Source organism: Aneurinibacillus thermoaerophilus (assembly GCF_019603355.1).
GTDB classification, from domain to species: domain Bacteria; phylum Bacillota; class Bacilli; order Aneurinibacillales; family Aneurinibacillaceae; genus Aneurinibacillus; species Aneurinibacillus thermoaerophilus.
Genome location: NZ_CP080764.1, coordinates 1309555 through 1332172 on the forward strand (window position 1 = coordinate 1309555; position 22618 = coordinate 1332172).

The 22618-nt window shown below is 38.6% G+C and carries 20 protein-coding genes; all 20 read left to right on the forward strand.

The window, feature by feature from the left end; genetic code table 11:
• Window positions 1-45 precede the first annotated feature (45 nt).
• The 20 genes from K3F53_RS07010 (at window position 46) to K3F53_RS07105 (ending at window position 22567) form a co-directional block, all read left to right on the forward strand.
• The gene (locus K3F53_RS07010) at window positions 46-954 is read left to right on the forward strand and encodes a serine/threonine protein kinase (RefSeq protein ID WP_236781877.1); all 909 of its coding nucleotides are present in this window, start codon (window positions 46-48) and stop codon (window positions 952-954) included.
• Between the two features lie 982 nt (window positions 955-1936).
• Window positions 1937-4102, forward strand: a complete 2166-nt coding sequence (locus K3F53_RS07015) for a hypothetical protein (protein ID WP_057900357.1) — start codon at window positions 1937-1939, stop codon at window positions 4100-4102.
• Window positions 4103-4287: 185 nt separating this feature from the next.
• On the forward strand, window positions 4288-4713 hold the full coding sequence (locus tag K3F53_RS07020; protein WP_091260513.1) for a membrane-associated protease 1: 426 nt from the start codon (window positions 4288-4290) through the stop codon (window positions 4711-4713).
• Between the two features lie 179 nt (window positions 4714-4892).
• Window positions 4893-5345, forward strand: coding sequence for a J domain-containing protein (locus K3F53_RS07025; protein ID WP_091260511.1), 453 nt, complete (start codon window positions 4893-4895; stop codon window positions 5343-5345).
• A 53-nt stretch (window positions 5346-5398) separates the two neighbouring features.
• Window positions 5399-5989 carry an FHA domain-containing protein gene (locus K3F53_RS07030; RefSeq protein ID WP_057899217.1) on the forward strand — a complete coding sequence of 197 codons (591 nt, stop codon included), beginning with the start codon at window positions 5399-5401 and terminating at the stop codon, window positions 5987-5989.
• Window positions 5990-6031: 42 nt separating this feature from the next.
• Complete coding sequence (locus K3F53_RS07035; RefSeq protein ID WP_057899216.1) at window positions 6032-6562, forward strand: FHA domain-containing protein; 531 nt, start codon at window positions 6032-6034, stop codon at window positions 6560-6562.
• Entirely contained in the window at window positions 6559-7410 is an 852-nt protein-coding gene (locus K3F53_RS07040) for a PP2C family protein-serine/threonine phosphatase (protein WP_057899215.1), read from the forward strand. Before K3F53_RS07035 ends, K3F53_RS07040 begins: the two co-directional genes overlap by 4 nt.
• 53 nt (window positions 7411-7463) lie before the next feature.
• On the forward strand, window positions 7464-9110 hold the full coding sequence (locus K3F53_RS07045; RefSeq protein WP_091260509.1) for a PP2C family protein-serine/threonine phosphatase: 1647 nt from the start codon (window positions 7464-7466) through the stop codon (window positions 9108-9110).
• 6 nt (window positions 9111-9116) lie between these two features.
• Complete coding sequence (locus K3F53_RS07050; RefSeq protein WP_057900356.1) at window positions 9117-10394, forward strand: hypothetical protein; 1278 nt, start codon at window positions 9117-9119, stop codon at window positions 10392-10394.
• Window positions 10391-11080 (forward strand): hypothetical protein, encoded by a 690-nt coding sequence (locus tag K3F53_RS07055; RefSeq protein ID WP_057899213.1) that lies wholly within the window; start codon window positions 10391-10393, stop codon window positions 11078-11080. The genes K3F53_RS07050 and K3F53_RS07055 overlap by 4 nt, the downstream gene beginning before the upstream one ends.
• Before the next feature lie 27 nt (window positions 11081-11107).
• A complete protein-coding gene (locus tag K3F53_RS07060) occupies window positions 11108-13753 on the forward strand; it encodes an Hsp70 family protein (RefSeq protein ID WP_220559927.1) in 2646 nt (881 codons plus the stop codon).
• A 28-nt stretch (window positions 13754-13781) separates the two neighbouring features.
• On the forward strand, window positions 13782-14564 hold the full coding sequence (locus K3F53_RS07065) for a hypothetical protein (protein WP_057899211.1): 783 nt from the start codon (window positions 13782-13784) through the stop codon (window positions 14562-14564).
• A gap of 24 nt (window positions 14565-14588) precedes the next feature.
• Window positions 14589-15203 (forward strand): hypothetical protein, encoded by a 615-nt coding sequence (locus tag K3F53_RS07070; RefSeq protein WP_246615691.1) that lies wholly within the window; start codon window positions 14589-14591, stop codon window positions 15201-15203.
• A gap of 18 nt (window positions 15204-15221) precedes the next feature.
• Window positions 15222-16646 (forward strand): contractile injection system protein, VgrG/Pvc8 family, encoded by a 1425-nt coding sequence (locus tag K3F53_RS07075; protein ID WP_057899209.1) that lies wholly within the window; start codon window positions 15222-15224, stop codon window positions 16644-16646.
• Between the two features lie 29 nt (window positions 16647-16675).
• Window positions 16676-17809 (forward strand): pentapeptide repeat-containing protein, encoded by a 1134-nt coding sequence (locus tag K3F53_RS07080; RefSeq protein WP_057899208.1) that lies wholly within the window; start codon window positions 16676-16678, stop codon window positions 17807-17809.
• Between the two features lie 22 nt (window positions 17810-17831).
• Complete coding sequence (locus tag K3F53_RS07085; RefSeq protein WP_057899207.1) at window positions 17832-18374, forward strand: hypothetical protein; 543 nt, start codon at window positions 17832-17834, stop codon at window positions 18372-18374.
• A 3-nt stretch (window positions 18375-18377) separates the two neighbouring features.
• Entirely contained in the window at window positions 18378-18785 is a 408-nt protein-coding gene (locus tag K3F53_RS07090) for a DUF4280 domain-containing protein (RefSeq protein WP_057899206.1), read from the forward strand.
• Window positions 18786-18877: 92 nt separating this feature from the next.
• Entirely contained in the window at window positions 18878-20557 is a 1680-nt protein-coding gene (locus K3F53_RS07095) for a contractile injection system protein, VgrG/Pvc8 family (protein WP_246615711.1), read from the forward strand.
• Window positions 20554-22092 (forward strand): DNA/RNA non-specific endonuclease, encoded by a 1539-nt coding sequence (locus K3F53_RS07100; RefSeq protein WP_082706035.1) that lies wholly within the window; start codon window positions 20554-20556, stop codon window positions 22090-22092. The genes K3F53_RS07095 and K3F53_RS07100 overlap by 4 nt, the downstream gene beginning before the upstream one ends.
• Window positions 22085-22567, forward strand: a complete 483-nt coding sequence (locus K3F53_RS07105; RefSeq protein WP_057899204.1) for an antitoxin YezG family protein — start codon at window positions 22085-22087, stop codon at window positions 22565-22567. Before K3F53_RS07100 ends, K3F53_RS07105 begins: the two co-directional genes overlap by 8 nt.
• Window positions 22568-22618: the final 51 nt, after the last annotated feature.

The following is a 22618-nucleotide window of genomic DNA, read 5'->3' on the forward strand; positions in this document are numbered from 1 at the left end:
AATAATATACAATAAAAGTAAAATATGTAAATGGAGGGGGAATCTGTGGAATTAGCCACCCGTGACATCTGTCTTAAAAAGAACACCTTATTAAAGAATACATACAGAATAAAAAACGTTATTTCTTGTAGTGAACTGTCGATTGTCTATACTGGTCGTCATGCAAAGAGTGGGGATATTCAAATTATTAAAGAGTATTTTCCAAAAGCATTAGTATTGCGAGATTTGGATGATAAAACTGTTTTATGTCGGCTTCCCTCTTCTAAAGGGAAGTATTACGAACTGATGGAGTCTTTTTTTAATGAAGCTACTATAATAAAAGAATTATGTCATAAAAACATAGTTAGATATATTGATCACTTTGAAGAGAACGGGACAGGCTATATTGTTATGGAATATTACCCAGGGAAAACGCTTGACAGATATATAGAAGAAAAAGAAGTTTCTATGACAGCCTTTTTTAATAAGACCTTGCTTCCTTTGATGGATGCGTTGGATTTTATACATAAGAAAGGAATTATTCACAGGGACATAAAGCCTGAAAATATTCTTATCAGTACAGACGGACAGCCTATACTTATTGATTTTGGCTCCGCTATTTATTATAAAAATGATCCCAAACATAAAATATTTACGACCCCTGGTTTTTCACCTTTAGAATTTTATTCAGAAAAGTCGAAGTTAGGGAGATATTCGGATATTTATAGTCTTGCGGCTACATTATACTATTATTTGAGCGGAAGGGCCCCTCTGGATGTGTCTGAAAGATTGATCGAGGATAGGATAAAAAATGTAAGGCATTATAATAGGGACGTGACGCCTCTGCTATCAAGCGTGATTATGTGGGGGCTTTCAGTAAATTATAAAAAGAGATGCTACTCACTGAAACTTTTTAAAATTGCTTTTTATCTAGAACATCTCCTTCGGAGAATCAAAAAGTTTATGAATGTATAAGGTGGTTCAAAACAAACAATACATCAATCCCAATTCATCCAGAATCGCACAAGATCCCCCGCCTCTAAGCATTAGCATAGGTGGGGGATGAATCGCGCTTCTTTTTCCTTTCGTTCTTTTTGTATAGAAAATTCTGTTTCTTATTTTGGGAAAGTCTGGTTATTTTTAGTTCGAATCCTCCTAAATATCCTCATGTTTATAGGAAGAAACATTTGCAAGGCGTACACCAGCCTTCCTTTTTTTATGAAGGGCGTGACGTAGATGGCAAATCAGATTAGAAACGCCGCGAGTTGTTTCTGTTTTCTACCCACATGTTAATTTTTTTAACAAAATCTCAATCGGAAATAATAAGAAATATGATAAACGGATATTTTATAAATTTTGTAAATAAAAATGTTTTTTAGGTATTAATAGACGGGGAAATTATACCGAATATATAAGGTGTAATTATCCTTTTTAGGTAAAAAATATAAAATGGGTATTTATAGTTAATCTTTAAAATGGAAATATTTCCTATACTAGTATATACATGTTTGATCAAGATATAAAGAGAGCTTTAAAAGATAGATCAAATAATAGGAAAAATAGCATAAAACAATAGTAGAATTATACTGTTATTTTTTATATTGACACGATACCAAAAAAAGGTTTAATTTATATGCTAGAAGTGCATTCCATATTTTTAAATAAAAGTTTTTTATTATATATATTACAAAATAAAGGTATTTATTTTTGTCGATGCTGATAAGTCATACTTTAAATATGGCTACTCGTATATGTGGATTGTTAAAAAAAGTTTTTTTTTACTATGTTATTCACTAAAAACATAGAAAGGAGGAGGCTATAAAAATTTATAAGTTGACGAGGGTTGTACTATGAAAAATTCTTTATAGTAGCTAGCTGTACAAGTCTTGGATACATAAAGTCCAAAGCGGCTTGTCTGTTTATGGAAATCACTTATAAATTTTTATGGCTGAAGATTATGGATATTATTCATCAGACCAATAGAACGATACTGTTTGAGGAAATTAATCCAGAGAAGCTTGACCTTATTACTCTCGTAGGAGATGTAAAAGGGATTGATAGTTTGAGTGATGACAAAATCAAGGAGATTAACCAGCATTTAGTTGTAAGAAGTTTTGACGAATTTTTGGATAAGTTTTCACCCAAGGTATACTCCTTCTACAATGCAGCTAACCAAAAAGTAATGTATACATTGAAAAAGCCAGAAGGTATCGCAGAAGATTGTATATCTGAAATTCATATCGATCAGAATAATGATTTTTTAAAAATGTTATTTACATTGATTGATACGAAGAGAATACAGGGGATAACCAATGTAGACTTTAAGTTTGAAAACCTACTGGACATGATATCTCCGAAAAAAGTTATGGATGATATCCGACAGGTGAGAAAAGAAATTCACTATTTATACAGTAAGTATGAGGAATTAGACGAAGGAGATCCTAAAAAGCTTGATCTTGGAGACAAGTTAAATCATTTGTTCGAAGATGCAAGTAGAAACTATAACAATGTTATGGCCATGCTGCCACTTGCTATTGATGATATTAAGACAAGACTTTTGCTTGGAGGGGCTCAGGAAGAAAATAAATCTGAAGATATACAGGTTGGTATGCTCACTATCGGTGACAACGGTGAGTTAAAAATCATTGAAGCTCCTAAAAGCGATAGCATGGAACTTATGGTAATTGATGAGAATACCAATGGACTGGCCGCCATTTTTGAAGAAGACTATGATTCTGTCACTGAAACTCCTTCTTCTTATGTGAGAGACCTTGTTGTACGCACCTTTTGCCCATTACCTGCAGTTCAGACTGAAATTGATATTGAAACAGAAGTGCAGAACTACAATACTTACCTTGAATTTTACAAGAATGCAAAAGATGACTTTGTGAAAACGGTCAAGCCTTTAGTGGAAAAGATTTTAGGTGTGAAAATGTTTTTTGACCAATATGCTACAAAAAATAAGGGGATGCAGCCTTCGCTTCTGATTACGAATAATAAGCTTGATATGATGGTTAAGAGTACCAACATAATGAGGCTGGAAACGTATCTAAATACGGTAAACTCAAAGAATGATTTTTCGGATACCGTATGGTTTGGTATAGTTCCTTCCGTAGAATTAGAGTCATCGGGAAATTCCAAAGTAAGTAGAGAGAGATTCAAGGGAAATAAAAAAATTGTAAAACAAGACGGCAATACGATGGAATCTTTGGCGATGTTGCTTCATGCAGTTAAAGATTTTAAAGTACAGATATTTTTTAGTTTTGTGACGGGAGAAGAAACCACTTTTAACAATATGGCTACTTCCGGCATTGATAAGTACATAGATAAATGCCAGGTACTGGTGAGAAAAGAATACAGTGAATTTGCTATTCCATGCCTTCCTAACTTTACGATTATTCCAAAAGATAAATCCGGGGTTGTTATTGATAGTAAGATGTTGAAAACCGAAGATGGAGTGAAGATCTCACATGAGAAGGAAGACATCCTTAAGCTGTGGATTGAGGGTGTCTATGTAGGTGCCAGTTATGTGGCCGCTGGCATTGTAGCGGCATACCAGTGTCCGGAATATTTGAGAGAATACTTTAAGAATGTAAGCAGGGAATATCCTGGAGTACGATTTGACATAGAAGCTGGGGATAACGGCCTCAGAGCCGTGACAACGATGGCCAAGGAAATATCGGGATTCACAAATAATATCAAGGACTCGATTAATAGAAAAAATTTTGGTTTTGTTTTCTCTTCTGAGAATGCACAACTAGAAGGAAAAGATATAAAAAGAATTACTGTTTATAAAGCGAGAAGCCTCGCAATGGCAGAGGATGGATTTGATTCGATCTATAAAACGCTTGTAAGCACTTATATAGAAAGGATTCTCCGATTCCAGACTAACGATTTTAAACATGATAACATTATAAAATTTTTCAGTAATAATCCGAGCAGTCAGAAGAGCAAATGGCTTGGTACGCGGGGGTTCATTAACTCCATTATCCAGGATGGAGACGACATAAACTATATCATTGATGACAAAAACAATTTGTGTCATATCGATCTTGTGTTTAATGGAAATGTGAAGAACCTTGAGGTCACAATAACTAAAGCAACGAGCGCAGCCAAAGCATAAAAAGCTGGTGCTATATTCATAAAGCGATTTTGTTAACGAACTTGTAGAGAATCCAGATGAAGTATTTATTTAGGAAAATAATAAGGATGTTAGAGGTGTGTTTTCAAAAGTACACCTTTAAACATAAACCTCGAAAGCACATCAAGTTTTCGAGAGCAATATTTAATAATGAGGAGGTTACTTCGATGGGATTTAAACTCAGAGTAGAGGGAGCCGAAACAATTGAACTAGGTATGGATAACATCATGACTGTAACTTATGAGACAGATACTCCCAATGATTCGAATGCAAGGTCTACAGATGTAGGCGCTACTCTCCAGATAACAGGAAAAATCATCACAGCGACAGATGGAGATAATGCTGATGACACGATGAAGCTAGCACTGTGGTCTCTGATACCGGCTGAAAAGGCTGATTGTTACAGAAAGGTTACTTTGGAAGTAATCGCTGCAGACCAGGTTGTGCGGAAAATTCATTTCCCTAATGCATTTGTGGTAGATTATTCTGAAAGATTTGGAGATACAGAAGGTGTAGGTGTATTTAATCTTTTAATTAAGCAGAAAAAAGATAAGACGGAGAAAACAACAATTGAAGGTGGATATAGCGTTTAATTATATGATGTGCTTTTAAGGATATCAAATTTCCAGGAAATAGCAGCGAAAATGTTAGAGGTGTGTTTTTAAAAGCACACCTCTAACCATAAAAGTAAACTTTTCTAATAGAGGAAAATACACCTGGGAATTCCTTTGAAAAGTATGGTTGGTAAAAAAGGGTAGCAAGGATGAAGAAAATGAAAAATTATTACGAAATACTAGGGATTGAAAGAAATGCTTCCCGGGAGGAAATAAAAAAGGCGTATAGAAAACTGGCGAAGCGATATCATCCTGATGTGAATTCTGGAAGTAGTGAGTCCGAGAAACTCTTTAAAGAAATTAATGAAGCATATCGTATTCTGTATGACGAGTCATTAAGAAAGACCTATGATGCCAAAATGAACGGTGTAAAGGAAGAAAAATCGAATGGAAAACAAGACTCTGATAAAAAAGCAGAAGTTCACCGAGAACATGGAGGGGATCAGTGGTTTGATATAAAGGATATGGAAAAAAATTTTGAACGTTTTTTTGGTTTTAACCCAAAAACTAAGGAAATGACATTGAAAAATAAGAGTATAAAAAATACAAATAAACATTCTATTAATATAACAAAATTTTTTGAAAGGTATTTCCGAGTAAACAAAAAATAATCATCATTTAAATTTGATTACTTTAAAGTTAGCATTAATTATCAAACGGGGGAATGGATGTGAGGGGTGTAGCGAATTTTTTTAAACGATACATAAGGAATTCAAATGAAACGGAAAGCTCCTTCTGGATAAATATTGTAGATATTTTGATTGTAGTAATAGCAGTAGCTGCCCTTATATATGTGTATGGGTTGAATATGAATACCAGCTTAAAAATAGGTGTTAGTCTTCTTCTTTTAATTGTTACGATAAGGTATGTGATAAAAAAATACCGAGTTTTTACAGTTCAACATGAGGAAAAAAAAGGAATTACAAGACTTGTTCTTTTGGATGAAGAGGGGGAAAGTGTAAAGGAATGGTATATACAGGGGGAAACCTCTTTGCTAATTGGTAAAAATTCAAGCCAAAACGAGGTTGACATCGATTTATCTGATGCTGAATATGCGTCGCTGATCAGCAAACAACATGCTGTGCTGAACTATGCTGCAGGAAATTGGTACATTGAGGATATTGATTCTAAAAATGGAATTGGAGTAAAAAAAGCTAACAAAAGTACAAAGAGAAGATTGGAGAATCAAACACCGTATAGGATTGATTCAGGTGACATTATATACATAGCGAACACACGGATATTGTTCAAATAAGAATACATCGTTTGATTCAAAATAAACGGAGGAATAAATGGTATGAGTCTGGCAAGATGCAAAAATGGACATATGTTTAGTACAAGAAAACACGGCAGCACATGCCCTTATTGCAACATTGTGATAGAGCCAGTCCTAAAGAGTGAAAATAGAAAAATGGTGGCAATGGGTGAAGATGAGAAGACAATGCCATATTTGGGGGAAGTAGAGGGAATCGAGCCTGTAACTGGGTGGTTAGTATGTATAGAAGGACCTCAAATTGGTCAGGATTATAGGATTATGGCAGAAAAGAATTTTATTGGAAGATCTGAAGAAATGCACATACGAATTATCGGAGATAATACGATCTCTAGGCGTAACCATGCTGTTATCGTATACGACCCCAAAAAGAGGAACTTTTTTCTGTTGCCCGGTGATGCGTCAGGACTTGCCTATCATAATAATGAAGCAGTGTATTCGCCTGTAGAATTAACCGCATATGATGTGATACAACTGGGCAGAAGTAAATTTATATTTATTCCTTTATGTGGCTCTCATTTTGAATGGGAAAGCAATGCGGCGGGCAAGGAATGATGATCATCATGGAAGAACAGCAATTGCTACCTTACCTGATAGTACTGGCATTTATCATATCTCTTCTTCTTTTATTTTATGTAAGACGGCTTTTGCTGAATAGGGATGCAAAGCCGAATATCCTGATTGGCAATGGGCAAACCATAGGAAGGCGGGAGGAGCAGGATGATTACTTCTCGACGGCAACGACCGCGAACGGAACGATAGCAGTACTGGCTGATGGAATCAGTGGGCTTGCAAATGGAAGGGTAGCAAGCACCATTGCTGTGACTACATTTATACAGGAGTTTTTAAAATTAAATAATACAAAAAACATCCCCCTTTTTTTTACGAAAGCTTCCCGTTTGAGCAATACAGAGATTCTGCGGAACTTCAAAGGAACAAGGGGGGGAACAACACTCGTTGCTGCTGTCATATCCGATGGCTACCTTTACTGGGGAGCTGTAGGAGATAGCATCATCATGATTTTTAGAGATGGTGAGTTTATCAATATAAATCAAAAGCATATTTTGGAGTCTTTGCTGGAGGAGCGCTATCTTGCGGGAGAAGTTACAAAAGATGATGTACTGGATCATCCGATGAGAAAGAGATTAATTAATTACTTGGGCTATGAAGGTTTTAAGAATATAGAAATTTGTAAAGCACCTATTCCATTACATAAAGGTGATAAGGTGATTTTGTGCAGTGATGGGGTTTACAACAGTGTAACAGAAATAGAATTAGAAAAAATTCTTTCCAAGAACATTTCTCCTTATGATGCTGCTCAGGAAATAATTGAAGCTGTGGAATATAAAAGACTGAGGAACCAGGATAATGCAACAGTTATCATACTAGAAAATGGCTGGTAGAATTCGGGGTTGCAGATAAAATTCTGAATGAAAAGGAGGAGTGGAGTGTACGAATGAGAAAGGACAACAGCGAGTTTAAAACAGCATTCCTATCTGAAGCAGGTACTTTCATAAATAACAAAGACTATTTTGCATTTACGGAACTTGACGATATGGCCTGCTGGGTGATAGCACACGGACTCGATTCGGATAGGGAAGTAGAAAGTGCTGAAATGGCAGTCAAAAGCATATTGGGGAATTTTATGAATAATCCTACGATGTCCAGAATGAGAATAAAAAAATACATACAGGAAGCTCACAGATTGTTGCAAGATGAGAGCAGAAGGGTAAGGCTTAAAGCGAGTCTGCTAATGGTAGTAACGGATTATTCAAAAATGATTTGGGCCGTTGCAGGCAACACGAGGCTGTACCATTTTAGGAACGGGAGACTCAATTTTAAAAGCAAGGATCAGAGTCTTGCGCAAATGATGGCAGATGAAGAGAAGATACCGGAAGATGAAATTGAAGAGCATGAAGAAAGAAACAACCTGCTGAACTATATGGGAAAACCCCATGATTTTGAACCTTTTGTATCGAAAAAGTATCAATTGATAGACGGAGATGTGATGGTGCTGTGTACCTCCGGGTTATGGGAGGGGGTAAGTGGCATCGAAATGCTGGATGCAATGGAAGAGGTAAAAGAACCTTCGGAATTGGTTGACATTCTGGAAGACGTTCTTTTGAGTAAACAGAAAAAGATAGTAAATAATTATACCGCAGTCGCAATTTTTGTAAACAAGACCTATCAAGAAGATCCCACAAAAAAAATAAGAGTAATAAAAAGAATCTCATTAGCACTGTTGCTTCTTGCATTAGTTGGGGGAGGAGCGATCGTATATAAGATACAGAACACGAAGAAAAAAGCAGAAGCAGTTGCCAGTATGTTCGAGCATGAGAAAAATGGGGATATTTTCGTGCAGGACGGGGATTATGCGAAAGCCTTAAAAGAATACAGCGAAGCACGGAATGCAGCTATAAAGATTAAAGATAAGATACATGCTCAGTTGCTCGGTAAGAAACAAAGGATAACACAGCTTATCACAGATGGGGACGCTTCCTTTAAGGAAGGCGATTACGCGAAAGCGGTAAGCAAGTATGAGAAGGCGCAAAAAGAAATGCAAGGTCGTAAAGATTTTAACATGAAAGAATTAGAGGAGAAAATACATAAATCTCAATCTTTTATCCAAGTCTTAAATTTGAAGAAAGATGGGGATATGAAATTTGAAAGACAAGATTACCAAGGAGCAAAGAATACATATCAAAAAGCAAGGAAAGCGGCAATTGCAGTTTCCTTTGCTAATGGGGAAAAAGAGATAAAAGCAAAATTGGATGAAGTTGAGGAAAAAATATCCAATCTGGAAAAGGAAAAAAAGCAGCTGGATGGCGAAAAGTTAGAAAAAAAAGGGGATAAGAGCTATTCCTCACAGGATTTTGAGAAAGCCATTGAGTCCTATACTATGGCCCAGGAGGTTTATCAGGAGATTGACATGCTCGAAAAAGTTCTAAGCATAGAACGGAAGATAATGAAAGCCGAGGAAAAGCTAAATCCGATTCCAAAGGCCGGCTTAGCGGGTTCAGATGCTACTCCTAATGGCCAAGCACTCAATAATGACATGGGAGAAGCGGATGCAGTACCTAATAAAGCGGGAGGAATCAAGTAAATGGTCATGAAAGACATTGTAATGGAAAGGTTAAGTAAGATGGAAGACCTTGAGCAACGTAGATTGCTGAAAAATATTATCACAGGGGTTTTTTTAAATCTGGTGGAATATCAGGAAGAAATGAACAGGAAGTTGGAGGAACGGGTCTTTAACGAGGTGAGAGATAGCGAGGAGAAATATGATGTTTATGTGACAGTATGCTCTAGAGATAAATTGGATCCAGTCCATGAATTTCTATACCCGATGATACCTGAAGATGTAGAAGAGAAGACTTATGATATGAAGAGTTTGGCATGCAAAGTAGATCGAAAGGAAGAGGTTCGTCTACTGACGATATTTTTACAGTGCAACTTCATGAAAATAAAAAAACTTATAGATAGCCAGAGAATATTTTCAGGAGAGATAATCACCACAGGAGGACGTTATAGGATCGAGGTACGTCTTCAACAGAACGAAGCTTATATGCACGAAATAGAGAAATTATACAATATTTTCTTGATAAATGGAATTCATTGGAGAACTATAAACCATCCGTACGCGAATAAATTTTTTGATGTCATGTTGGTGGGATGTGAGGGAACGCTAAAGGAAGAGGAAGAAATACTGGAAATAACAATCGATCTGGAAGAATATGAAAAATATAAAAAACTCGATATGATCCCTTTATGGAATATAGAAAGGCTGCCTTTAAAAAACATCGGCTTTCCAGTTCCGGCTACTGACAAGGTAAATTTCGAACATGTGTTATCACTGCGAAAAATGGGCACAAAACATGGTTACCTTGTGGAGGGGAACGAGGAGATAATACGCTACATCAAACGAACGCCAGAGGAGCTTATTATTGTGTCACCTAGGGAAAAATCAGAGGTATGGAATGTGCTTAAAATCACACAACCTGTAGAAACAAACATCGGCAGGATAGAATACGAGCTGGTATCAAACAAGCGAGAAAACAGCTTCGTTAGCGGATTTGCCCGGAAGCAAGCAGTGAGCGTCAGAGCGAAAGGGGAAATTGTGAGGATCATAAACTCGTTTGAAGTCTCCAGGTACCTTGAATTAAAGCATATAGAAATTAGCAAACGGGCGCATGGAATGGAACAAACCTACGGGATGAACCGATTCATAAACGATAATATGGGAGTTGAAAGCGATAAAAAAATTATGCGGCTTCGATTCAAGGCACGCGAAAGCAGCAGCTTTATCCTCTATGATCTTATGAGCTTTCTAGTATCAGAGGTACAACTGTATTTTCCGGAATACAAATGTGAAGGAGCGTTATCTTGAATTACATATGGGACTTAATCATAAAGGCGGAACAGTCTGGCATCGAGAAACAGTATATCCGTTTCGTTCCTGCTAAAGTGTATTCGCCCTATATGGAGCTAAGCAATGAATTGATTAATACGCGGGTTATTGAACAAAAGGTAGAAATCAATCCTTACTATAGATTTTACGACATTTTCCGCGATCTGTTCGATGCCAATAACAACGATGATATAGAGTTAAGGGACACTTTGTTTGATATCATTATTCACTTTTTAGCGGATATTGATCTTATACAGGGGATGAACAAGCGGGAGTATTATATCAAGTTTGTACTCAGGGATATTGAAAGGGGTCTTCTCGGAAACAGTGTTAGAGAAAAAATAAGACGATTTAATAGAGAAGAAAGGGAAGTGCTCGCTCATAATATTTTGCGGCTATATGAAACAGGCGAGGCGTTATATCTGTTTAGAGATACGATGCGAAAAATATTTAAGAGTTGCATCATTTACGCAAATTGTGAAGAAAAGGATGAGTTGCTTATTTACATCGGTCAGGAAGAAAATGAGACAACTCAAGCAAAGCTTGAGCTTATTCAAGAAATTTTTCTCCCTGTGCGTTTTCATACGGAAATTTACTGGAAAAACCACTTTGGTATTATCGGTGTCGCGGAAACCATGCGAATGGACAACATTGCGCTCTACTAATTAGGCAGGCAAGGGAGGCAGGTTGCTATGAACACATATTCATACAGGCTGTATATAAATAAAAATAGCCGAGAAGGGGAACGAAATGCAGTAAGGTACACACGGGATGAACTGTTGGAGATGACGACATTTCAACTGAGAAACATATGTTACAAGGAAAAGTTAGTCAAAGGATTGATCAATACGTTAGACAGGGAGAGTCTAATTGATACTATCTTAAAGTTTAGAAGTGCCGAAGAAAGCTTGTTGATAAAGAGCTTTAAAAAAGACGGGTTTGAAAGAATAGAGTCCGCCCTTAAAAAATATTTGAATACACCGCTGTCGGATAACGGAAATATAAAAATTCCAGCGAAAATGACCATATATACTGGGTTAAAGGTAGACAAGCTGGATCAATATCGTGTGGAGGTTGGACATGACATTGTTGAATCTAATGTACTGCTTGTGAATGATGCTCTCGAATTGTGTGCGATTCTCAATCTCGTAAAAGACGATGTTGGGGATTATTACCTGTCTACGGAAAAAGAAGTTGAAATAAGAAGAACCGGAAACAGAAATTACAGCTTTTTGTTTTTTAGAAAGCAAGATTCAGAATATATTTATAAAACCTACTATGAGGACAGACCCCTTCCTCCTACAAACTTACACTACTATAAGATACCGATTGCAGATTTGGAGATTAGAGAGCTTGAGGAAACAGAGACAGCGCTGGCGATAGATTTTGGAACTTCCAACACAACAGCCGGAGCTTTTCTTGATAACGGATATATATCTTCTCCTTGCAGTAATGATTTGTTAAATGGAAGGATAAGGTTGAATAGCATTAATTTTGTTATGTTTCCTGATACGACTTCCAAGGAGGAATGGATAGAGCTTCTACCGACAGTAGTGAGTGTGATAGATTGCTCCGACCCTCAAGACATCAAGTATAATTTCGGCTATGAAGCACTGAAATATATGAAAAAGAACGGATACAGCGGTCATGCTACAACATTTCATGGGATCAAGAGATGGGTAAACAGCTATACGAAGATAGAGGAAGTAATGGATGGTCAGGGAAACACAGCGCAAGTGAAAAGAAGCGATATTCTAAGAGCGTATATCATGTATGTGATAAAGATGGCAGAGCACCAGTTTAAGTGCCGTTTTAAAAATCTACATATATCCAGCCCGGTAAAATTAAAAACACAGTTTATCGAGATGTTTACTGAAATATTGCCGGAGTATCACATTGAATCCGAAAATGCACTGGATGAAGGCATGGCGGTGCTTTTTAATACGATCGCTGATCAGATAGAGAAAAATAATTTTATAGATGGAGAAGAATACAAAGCTCTTGTCATTGATTGTGGTGGGGGTACCACTGATCTTTCCTCCTGCTTGTTTCGAATTGAAGATGGGCACATCTCTTATAAAATTGATATTCATACAAACTATGAAAACGGGGATACGAATTTCGGAGGAAATAACATCACCTATCGGATTTTACAATTTATGAAGATCGTATTTGCAGACTATTACAGTAATGGAAAGAGCGCAATTGATATCGACAGCTTAATTGATATTCCTGGAACGGATATTTTTCGGCATGTAGATGAGTTTGGGGTTCGATCAGTATATGAGAAATTTGAAGCTTACTACCGTGCAGCGGAAAAAATAATTCCGACCCGATTTAAGGAGTATGAGAACAGAACATTAGATGAATATCAGAGGGTAAGAAATAATTTTTATTTTTTGTGGGAAATTGCAGAGGATATGAAAAAAGAATTTTTTCGGAAAACCGGTATTTTGAGAAACCGGTTTTATTCTGAAACTAAGAACTATCGCGAAAATGACCTTAAAATCACAGCAGTGGATCGCTGGTTCTTATCAGTGTGGGAAAATGGACGATGTAAGGATGTGTATGATGTTCCAGATGTAGTCTTTAATATAAAAGAGATTAATCAGCTTATTAAAGCGGATATTTATGAAATCGTTCGTAAGTTTCTCGAAGACTTTTACCAGGAGGGAAGGCTTCAGGAATATTCAATCATAAAACTCACAGGTCAGTCATGCAGAATTGACGTTTTCCGAGAAGCGTTAAAGGAATTTGTCCCAGGAAGGAGTATCGAATTCAGACAGAAATCAGAAGATACGGGAAAGGTGCCGGACTTAAAGTTATCCTGCTTGAGAGGAGCCTTGCGATATCTCAATGCCCAAAAAGCGGGATATATCGAGGCCAGCATCACAAATCATGCCCCGGTAGTTCCTTATTCGTTAACTGCATTTACACATAATCGGCAGGAGAAAGTGTTGATCAGAAACCAGGAAAGACTGAGCCAGGTTCAGGGATCCATATCCAGGCCGATTGGGGTTACAGAGATCGAATTCTACTTAAAAGGAAACGAGGGAAGTATACGGCACAAGTATGTATACATAAATTGTGCTGAAAACTATAAGCCTGTATTGTACCGGAACATCGCCGAGAAATATGGTGGAAATATACCTCAGGACGATACGGATTCCATTGTAAATGGAGAAGTGAAATTTTTTGTGTTTGCTGACAAAGACAATTGGGGCTTTCATGTCGTTCCCGTTGCAAGACAAAATGAACAACTTTATTTAGGCAAGAAGAAATTTTTCGCCTTTGAAAACGACCTCTCGGAATTGGATTACTTTGATGGATGGAAATAATGAAATATAGAGGAAAGGGGAGGCGTCATTGTTTTTAGATCTTTATCCAAACTTCAAGAAAGGAAGAATCTTGAAGAAAGAGATGTTGGAGAGTCTAAGGGATTATCCCAGGAACTTCATCGACATTCGGTTTAAAGATTATTCGGATGGGGTTGTTGTAGGGGCTGAGATCCTCATTGAGGAAGACTGCCTTACCATCACAAGCGGAATCGTGAAGCACGGAGGCAGAATGTATATGCTTGAAAATGATTGCCAAATCCCTTACCGTGCTACAGGGGAAGAGATCTTAATTAAAATACAGTTTAAAAAAGAAGATGTACACGCAGATTTCATTTCTTATGGTACAGAAATATTTCTGGATGAAGATGTGCGGATAAAACAGGATGAACTGGAACTGGGACGGTTTAAATTAAAGCCAGGAGCCAGATTACGATCAGAATACCAGAGTTTTGCCGACTTTGCTACAGAATACAATACTGTGAATATCATCCATGTGAAATATTCCGGTTTTAGAAAAAGTACCCTTAACCCCGCTATCCTAAGGTACTTTGCAACCGAAATATTAAAAAGTGGCAGTGTAAACCCAAACCCTTATGACATCGCATTTTCTATGCAGTGCATGAACCAGGGCATTGTGGACAGGGAACTCATTCTTCACTATATAGCAAACAGGTTGGGAAAAGGATACAAGGAATACTCGAATGGACAGATACATAAATATTTGGGAAGCATTTTGGAAGAGGTCAAAGGTGGGAGCAAAGCGAAGCCAGGGCTTAGACCTGGCGGACCTCAGAGAGTGATTGTGGATTAAGTATAGCAAGGAATGGTGAGTCTGATGGAATATATGGATGAAAAAATTATTGAATTGATGAATGAAAAGCAGGAGGAACTCGCTCGAATTTTCAAGGAAAATAATGGTTATGAAGGAACTGTACGGCAGGATGTGCAAACAGACTTTATTGAAATAAACGATGAAATCATCCCATTTGAGGAAAAAAGTGTACTGAAGGATAAGGTCAAGCTACGTTTGCCTGAGACGTTTATCGTCATGCCTCCTGAAATTGCGTCTTTGAAATACCCTTCTGAAAGAAGGCCGAATCTGATCTACACAAATGAAAGTGCCTCCATTAACATTGCCTTCAACCATACACAAAGCCCGCTACATGATACAAATATGGAGGCGTTCAAAAAAAGCATGGTGCAAGTCATCAAAAAGACGCAGCCACTGGCCCGATGGTTTGAAGAAGGTGTAAGAAATGTGAACGGAAGAAACATTGGGTTCTGTGATTTTCTAGCTCCGGCATTGGACGTAAACATTTATAACTTACTATTTTTTGCTGAGCTGGAGGGAAGAGCCCTCCTGTGTACATTCAATTGCACGGAAGAAGAGATGAAGGATTGGAAACCTGTAGCAATGGGAATTATGGACTCGGTGAAAATAGTCCGATGAGAAAGGGGAAACTGATATATGAGTCTATCTGTTATTACATATAACAATTTGCAGGTATCTCCATATAAGCTCGTCAACCTGCTGGAGTTAAAAATCACGAAGAAAATCAATGATCATGCTAGATTGTACTTTACGGGAATTGTACCGGAGGAGCTAAAGGATAGTTATGTCGAGATGACTGATACTCACACACAGATCCAGATCAATCAGATAGATGAACAGTCCAACAGTACCCCTCTCTTTACTGGAATGGTATTAAGTATTGAAGTGAAAGCAGTTAGAGATATTTACTATATAGAGGTGGAAGCTGTATCCCATACGTATCGTTTAGATGTTAAACGGAAAAGCCGCTCTTTTCAAAACAAGGACATGCCTTATTCCGCTTTGCTACAAAAAGTAGCTTCTGACTATCCAGGTGTGGATGTTATGGATGTAGCTTCAAAAGCCGCTCGTATCGAAAAGTTCACCATGCAGTATCAGGAGACAGATTGGCAGTTTTTAAAAAGAATGGCCTCCCGTTTTAACACGGGGCTGGTACCGGCATCTACTTTCGACAGGCCCAAGTTTTACTTCGGGGTGCCAGAAGGCGGCTCAAAAGGAAAGCTGGAGGACTTTCACTACAGTGTAAGAAAAAAAATATCAGATTTCCGGAATGCTTCAGAGAACTACATCCAGAGTGTTGATGAAAACGACTTCATCTACTATGAAGCAGAGACAGATCAAGTGCTTGACATTGGCAGCAGGGTAGATTTCAAAGGAAAAAGTCTATTCGTTTGCGAAGCATATACACAGATGAAAAACGGCCTGTTAAAGCATCAGTACATCTTATGTTCAAAAAAAGGGATGAGTCAGAACACCTTCTATCATTCAGGAATTACAGGACTGTCTCTTCAGGGAAAGGTAATCGACGTAGAAAAAGACAATGTCAAGGTTCATCTTGACATTGATCCGGAACAAAGCGTAGCCGAAGCATACTGGTTCCCTTATTCATCGGTATATACAGCAGAAGGAAACACCGGCTGGTATTGTATGCCGGAAATAAATGACTATGTCCGCATTTATTTTCCAAGCAAGAAAGAAGAAGAAGGGATTGCGATCAGTTCGGTACGGAAAGATTCGGAGATCAGAGAAAAGAATAAGCTTGAAAATCCTGGCATTAAATATTTCAGAACGGCGGCCGGTAAAGAAATAATGCTTAGCCCGGAAGAGATTGTCATTACCGGAAAAGATGGAGAAATCTTCATCAAATTAAGTGAAAAAGACGGAATTCAAATCTTCAGCAAAAAAAATATCAAAATTGTCTCGCAGGAAGATATCTCGATGAGCGCGGGAAAGAAAATTGTCATGTCTGCTAAAGAAGAGATCAATATAACTTGTAAGGAAAGCAACATCAAGATGGATGGCAACACAAGCATCACAGGTAAGGAAGTAAAAACAAACTAAGCGCTATAGAATGAGGAGGGAGAAAGAGAATGGTTAAAGAGGAAGTAGTGCAGCAGTTCATAGAAAACGATGTAGAAAGCAAAAGTCTTGAAAGCCTGTTCGCTTTGGAAGAATACTTTCAAATGCATAAAGATGCACTCGCTCAGGGGTTTATCCAATCTTTTAAGCAACTATGCCTAAAAATAAAAGAAATGCAAGCACAAGGAGAAAAGAATAACATCGGATATATTACGTATTCCATGTTGCGTACGGAAATTTTGGAAGGAAGACATATTTATTTACTAGAGGCTTTTGATAATACCTGGTTTTTTGATCGAAAGGAATGCCAGATCGAATATGATGCTAGCTGGGCGTTTCAATTTCTAGATCGATTAGAAAGTGAACTGGAAAAAAGAAGTAAAACATACATGGGAGCCATCACAAAACCGGATATTGAGAAGATAAAGCTGAGAGAGGCTAAAAAATACAATCTGTATGTTGTCAGTCTTGCCAAGTATGCGATGTCACAGGCAACCGCATTGCCCGAATATTCGGATATCGAGAGAGAAGAGGAATTGGAAGTGCGGGTCGGAGAATACCTGGATATTAGCGAAATTGTCTATAAAGAGGATACAAGAGTAAAAGATTCCATAGAGATGAAAGAATGGCTAGAAGAAAAGCTAGAGTATGAGTACGCGTATGAAGTATTCTCCAACCTTGATTTGTCCCACGGGGATTATGAAGGCATTGACTTACGATATGCAGATGTAAAGCACAGTAACGTATCAAAAAGTAATTTGCGTGGGTGTATATTGCTTGGTACAAAATTTACTCATTGTAATTTGCAAGGAACGGATTTTAGCCACAGCCTAATTAGTGAAGCCGACTTTAGCCAAAGTAATCTAAAAGGTGCCATATTTCGTGATGTTGAAGGGTTAAGTGGTTTAATTGATTCAACCTATTGGGAAATGCCAGGACTTACTGCGGTGAACTTTGAAGGAGCAGACCTTGAGGGAGCTGACTTTGAAAATGCAAATCTCAAAGGCGCTGTGTTTGTAGGAGCCAACCTTACCGCTACTAACTTCAAAGGGGCTAATCTTGAAAATGCGGTATTCTCTGTGGAAGATATTGAAAAAGTAAGACTCGATAACAGTCAAAGGGAAAGCATTATTTTGAAATTCTAACTTCCAGGGAAGGGGACAAAGGATGAACTATTTTATCATTTCGCAGGATGAAAGGATACAGGATGCTGTCCAGCCGATGGGTATATCCCAGGTGATTACAAAAGAGATGTTGACAAAAAAGAAAGTCCGTGACATGGACAAGTTGAATCTTCAGTTTCAAATTAGGGAACAAGATACAACAGAATATGTAGACTTTATTGAAAAGCCTATTCCGTTGCTATCTGATAGAGGCAAGCAAATCATAGAAAAGTATGTGCCGAAGCTGTATTTTAAATCTGTTATGCTAAAGGACATGAAACGGTTGAGACAGGAGCTATACTGGCTGATTGTGCCGCCTCGTATAGATTGTCTGTCCGAGCAAACTGAATTTCATAAAGACGGTACGTTAAAAAGGCTAGTGATTGATGAAAGCAAAGCAGCGCCTTATAAAATTTTCAAAATAAAAGGGATTATGGAAGAGTACATTCTTATTAGTCTGGATGTGGCAGAAAGCTTATTGCGGAGAGATTTTACGGGGATTCGGCTCAAAAAAGTAGAAAAGGAAATCGTTGAAGAGAGGGGATAACCTATGGACGTCAAAATTTTTGATAGTAACGGGGAAGGGCAAAGCTATGTAGTGGCAGGGGCGGTGTTATCCTGCAGTTATGGAAGTACGAAGAGCAAACTGCAAGCTCCTTTCAGTCATGGCGTATACAGCAGGGGCAAGGCACAGTTGAACATTATGGATTATAAGCCAAACATTAACATCATGCCTTTCGGCTTGTGCAGCAGTATGGCCAACCCGGCAGTAGCGGCGGCCACAGCGGCCAATAAAGGTGTGCTTACAAGAATACTTTGCACGCCAGTTGTGACGATGCCATGGATAAACGGGAAACAGAATGTCCTGATCGGGAAATATCCCGCACTTCTCAACAAATGCACGAACCAGTGTATGTATGCTGGGATCATCAGTATTGTAGATGATGGACAGGAGTAAGAAATGGAAGGTAGATGTAGCGGGGACTGAAGAAGGAACATGTCACTTTATTATGGACTTCACAGGAAAAGTAAAGGAGGGGTGAGGTGGAAATGAGGGCAGGGTATGGAAATGTTGAGCTTATATCTCCTTATGAGGTGCAACGTCTAAATGAAATTAAAATTGTGAAAACAGTAAATGACCATGCGAAACTCTATGTCACAGGGATAATCCCGGAAGAACAACAAGACTTCTATATTGAAATGGCAAACAGTACGGATACGGTGAAAGTTAACCAGGTGGAAAATGGTCGCATCGTACGGCCACTTTTTAGCGGACAGGTGTCCCATATCGAGATCAAGGCTGTTAGAGGTATCTATTACATAGAACTGGAAGCCAGATCCCATACGTGCAGGATGGATGTGAAGCGGAAAAGCCGCTCCTTTCAAAATAAAGACATGCTATACACTGACTTGATCGAGACAATCCTCGCCAATTATTCTGGTTCTGACTATATTGATACTGTTTCGGAGACTTCCAAACTTAGGAAATGCATCATACAATATGAAGAGACAGACTGGCAGTTTCTGAAACGAATGGCCTCCCATTTTGGTGCGGTTCTTCTTCCAGAAGCGACGGCAGATGCACCAAAGTTTTGGTTCGGCATGCCGGAAGGAAGACCGGGAGAGCTATGGGAGCATCAATACAGCGTGAAGAAAACCCTTCCCATCTATATGAAAACAACAGAGAACGATTATGCAGCAGGGTTGAGCGGGAACGATTTTTTGTACTATCGAATAGAAAGCGAAGCCTATTTCAATCTTGGAGACAGAATAACCTACAAAGGGAAGGAGCGAGTGGTTGCTGAGTCTACGGCTGTGATGAAAAACGGCACCATGACCTACGAATACATATTAGCATCGGAAAAAGGCATCCGGCAAAACCTGATTTTTAACGATCAGATTACAGGGGCATCCCTGGAAGGCAAAATCCTCGATGTAGCCAAAGACACCGTCAAAATTCACCTCGATATCGATAAAACCCAGGACAAAAACGAAGCCTGCTGGTTTCCGTATTCCACACCCTACACCGCTGAAAGCAACAGTGGCTGGTACTGCATGCCGGAGCTAGGAGATACTGTGAAGCTGTACATCCCGGGCAACCGGGAAGAAGAAGCGGTAGCCATTTGCTCCATTCGCAGAGGACAAGACCGTTCTCCCAAGGTAGAAGACCCCACTATCAAATACTGGGGAACGCCGCATGGCAAAGAGATGATGCTGGGGGGACAGGAACTTATTTTTACCGCCAAGGAAGAGGGAATCTTCCTCAAGCTGCATGAAGAAGATGGCATCGAAATCCACAGCGAAAAACCGATCGTCTTTACCTCGGAAAAAGACCTGAAAATCGATGCAGGTAATGAGCTAAGTGTCCAGGCACAGGAAGCTGTCTACATGGTATGCGGTGCAAGCAGTATGATGCTGGATGGCATCACCGATATTCAGGGTTTGCGAGTGGAAATGGAAGGTACGGTGAAAGGGCCAGTTGTTGTAGACGATTTGATAGAAGAAGAGGAAGCTCCACAGAAAGAATGGGAGGGAGACAGGACGGAACTCGCCCAGCACGTAGCAGGATTGATCCCGGGATCAGGAGATGCGGACGGGAATCTTCAGGAAGGCGGGAAAGACATCGCTCGCACTATTGCGGCATGTGTCCCTTTTGTTGGTGAGGTGGCCGCACGAGCGAAAATGGCGCTAAAAGCAGTCAAAGCTAAGAAAGCTGGGCGGAAGACATGAGCTGGTGGGGGACATTAAAAAAGAAGGCAGGACTGCAAATAAGGAAGTTTTCACAGTCGGTGTCAAGAGCGACAGCCGCCGTGCAGCGAACAGTGTCACGAGGAGTAACAGCGATAAAAAAAACGGCATCAAAAACAGGAACAGCCATAAAGAGAACGGTATCCAAGCTCACAACGACCATTAAACAGAATGGGGTAAAGGTACAAAAGTTTATAACATCGGCTGTGAAAGCAACAAAAATGGCTATAAAGAAGGGAATAAAAGTAGCCAAAACAGCAGTAAAGAAGATTGTAAAAGCGGGGAAAAAGATAGGGAAAGCAGCAAAAGCATTCGCAAAGAAGGCAGTATTACAAACACAAAAATTTTTGAATTCGATGGCAAGGGCAACGAAAGCATTTACAAAGAAGACAAAAGGGACATTGGAAGCAGCGAAACAAAAAGCGACTGCATTCGTAAAGCGTGAAGGGGGAAAGGTTGTTACCCAGGCAAGGAAGATAAAGAATAACCTCAGCCAGAATGAAAGGGTTAAGCGATTAAAAAATGACATGCGAAAGGCCCTTGTACTATCTAAAAGTTTTGGAAAGGGAGTTTGGGATGGTGGAAAAGAAGCGTTCACAGATACAGTGGAGTTAGCAAAACAACTTTGGTATAATCCAGAGCAAACGGTACAAAATATTGGTCAATCCCTGAGGGGAGAGTATAGCAAGGCAAAAAAATTTGCTGGACAAATGGTGAGTGACCCGTTCGGAACAACGAACAAAGTTATCCTTGGCATAGAGAAAGAATATGATGAATTTCAGAAATTGAGCCCTGAGCAGCGAGCTTATGTGATTGGGAAATTTGGGGGGAATAAGGTTGTAAACTTAGTAGGCGACAAAGGTTTATCGGTTGTTACTAAGCAAATGGCAAAGGCAGCAATGAGATTACCCCCCCATGTGATAAATGTTATAAATAATGAAAGAGGCTCAATATCAATTGGAGGAAGCAACAGGAATAAAACTACTCAGGGGACGGAAAAAGCTACACCTTCGAAACCTCCTACCAAGGTGAACTATGGTGACCATTATACAAGAGATGAAAAAAGAAGAAAGGTATTAAAACCGAACGTCGAATATACAACTCCATCGGGACACACCTACAAAACCGATGATAAGGGGCGTATAGTAAGTTGTGAAGGAAAACTTAATTTAGAACAAGGAAAAAGAAATACCCATGCTCAGAAGGTGGTGGGTAGAGAAGATAGACTACCAGACGATGAAGGCGGACATTTAATAGCAACTATATTTAAAGGTTCGGGTGGTCTTGACAACCTAGTTCCTATGAATGGTAATCTGAACAAAGGTGAATGGAAGAAACTTGAGAACATGTGGGCAAAGGCTTTAGAACAAAAAAAATCAGTAGAGGTAAAAATTAAGCCTAAGTATTTAGATGGCTCTCAACGTCCTGATAGCTTTGAAATAAAATATAAGATTGGAAAAGGCAGATGGGTAAAAGTCGATTTTGAAAATGTTTCGGGAGGGAAATCAGGTGGATGAAGCTAAACTAGGCAGTATATATCAAGCAATTGCACAGAATATTATTGAAACAATACCGGAGGATTGGGATAAAGTTTATTTGTATGCCGAATTAACTGAGGGAGTGCGTAAATCTTATTTCTTTTATTACCCAGTTGAGAGTGATGAACCTGTATATAGTCATGATATTCCTGAGTTGTTTGATATTAATGAAAACGAGTATGATCAATTGTGGTATCAATTATTAGATTTATTAAAAGAACTATGGGATGAATTTAAAGTTAATTCAAATCAACCTTGGTCAAATCTTACTTTGATACTTGATAATGAAGGTAATTTTAAAATTGATTACAGTTATAATGATCTTTCTAAGGCTGATCCTCATGAGCAGCAAATAATTTGGGAACATAAGTATCTAGGACTCATTCCAGAGGATGACGATGATAGGGAATTTTTAGAAGAATATCTAAAAAGTATTGAAGATAAAACTGAATGATTAGAACTATTATCTACCCCAAACGAGTATTCAAAGCTCGTCTGGGGTATT

Bases quoted from the DNA above. Each gene is read 5' to 3' on its own strand.
- K3F53_RS07015 (WP_057900357.1), top strand. From the start codon at position 1,937: ATGGATATTATTCATCAGACCAATAGAACGATACTGTTTGAGGAAATT.
- K3F53_RS07020 (WP_091260513.1), top strand. From the start codon at position 4,288: ATGGGATTTAAACTCAGAGTAGAGGGAGCCGAAACAATTGAACTAGGT.
- K3F53_RS07025 (WP_091260511.1), top strand. From the start codon at position 4,893: ATGAAAAATTATTACGAAATACTAGGGATTGAAAGAAATGCTTCCCGG.
- K3F53_RS07030 (WP_057899217.1), top strand. From the start codon at position 5,399: ATGGATGTGAGGGGTGTAGCGAATTTTTTTAAACGATACATAAGGAAT.
- K3F53_RS07035 (WP_057899216.1), top strand. From the start codon at position 6,032: ATGAGTCTGGCAAGATGCAAAAATGGACATATGTTTAGTACAAGAAAA.
- K3F53_RS07040 (WP_057899215.1), top strand. From the start codon at position 6,559: ATGATGATCATCATGGAAGAACAGCAATTGCTACCTTACCTGATAGTA.
- K3F53_RS07045 (WP_091260509.1), top strand. From the start codon at position 7,464: ATGAGAAAGGACAACAGCGAGTTTAAAACAGCATTCCTATCTGAAGCA.
- K3F53_RS07050 (WP_057900356.1), top strand. From the start codon at position 9,117: ATGAAAGACATTGTAATGGAAAGGTTAAGTAAGATGGAAGACCTTGAG.
- K3F53_RS07060 (WP_220559927.1), top strand. From the start codon at position 11,108: ATGAACACATATTCATACAGGCTGTATATAAATAAAAATAGCCGAGAA.
- K3F53_RS07070 (WP_246615691.1), top strand. From the start codon at position 14,589: ATGGAATATATGGATGAAAAAATTATTGAATTGATGAATGAAAAGCAG.
- K3F53_RS07075 (WP_057899209.1), top strand. From the start codon at position 15,222: ATGAGTCTATCTGTTATTACATATAACAATTTGCAGGTATCTCCATAT.
- K3F53_RS07080 (WP_057899208.1), top strand. From the start codon at position 16,676: ATGGTTAAAGAGGAAGTAGTGCAGCAGTTCATAGAAAACGATGTAGAA.
- K3F53_RS07085 (WP_057899207.1), top strand. From the start codon at position 17,832: ATGAACTATTTTATCATTTCGCAGGATGAAAGGATACAGGATGCTGTC.
- K3F53_RS07090 (WP_057899206.1), top strand. From the start codon at position 18,378: ATGGACGTCAAAATTTTTGATAGTAACGGGGAAGGGCAAAGCTATGTA.
- K3F53_RS07095 (WP_246615711.1), top strand. From the start codon at position 18,878: ATGAGGGCAGGGTATGGAAATGTTGAGCTTATATCTCCTTATGAGGTG.
- K3F53_RS07100 (WP_082706035.1), top strand. From the start codon at position 20,554: ATGAGCTGGTGGGGGACATTAAAAAAGAAGGCAGGACTGCAAATAAGG.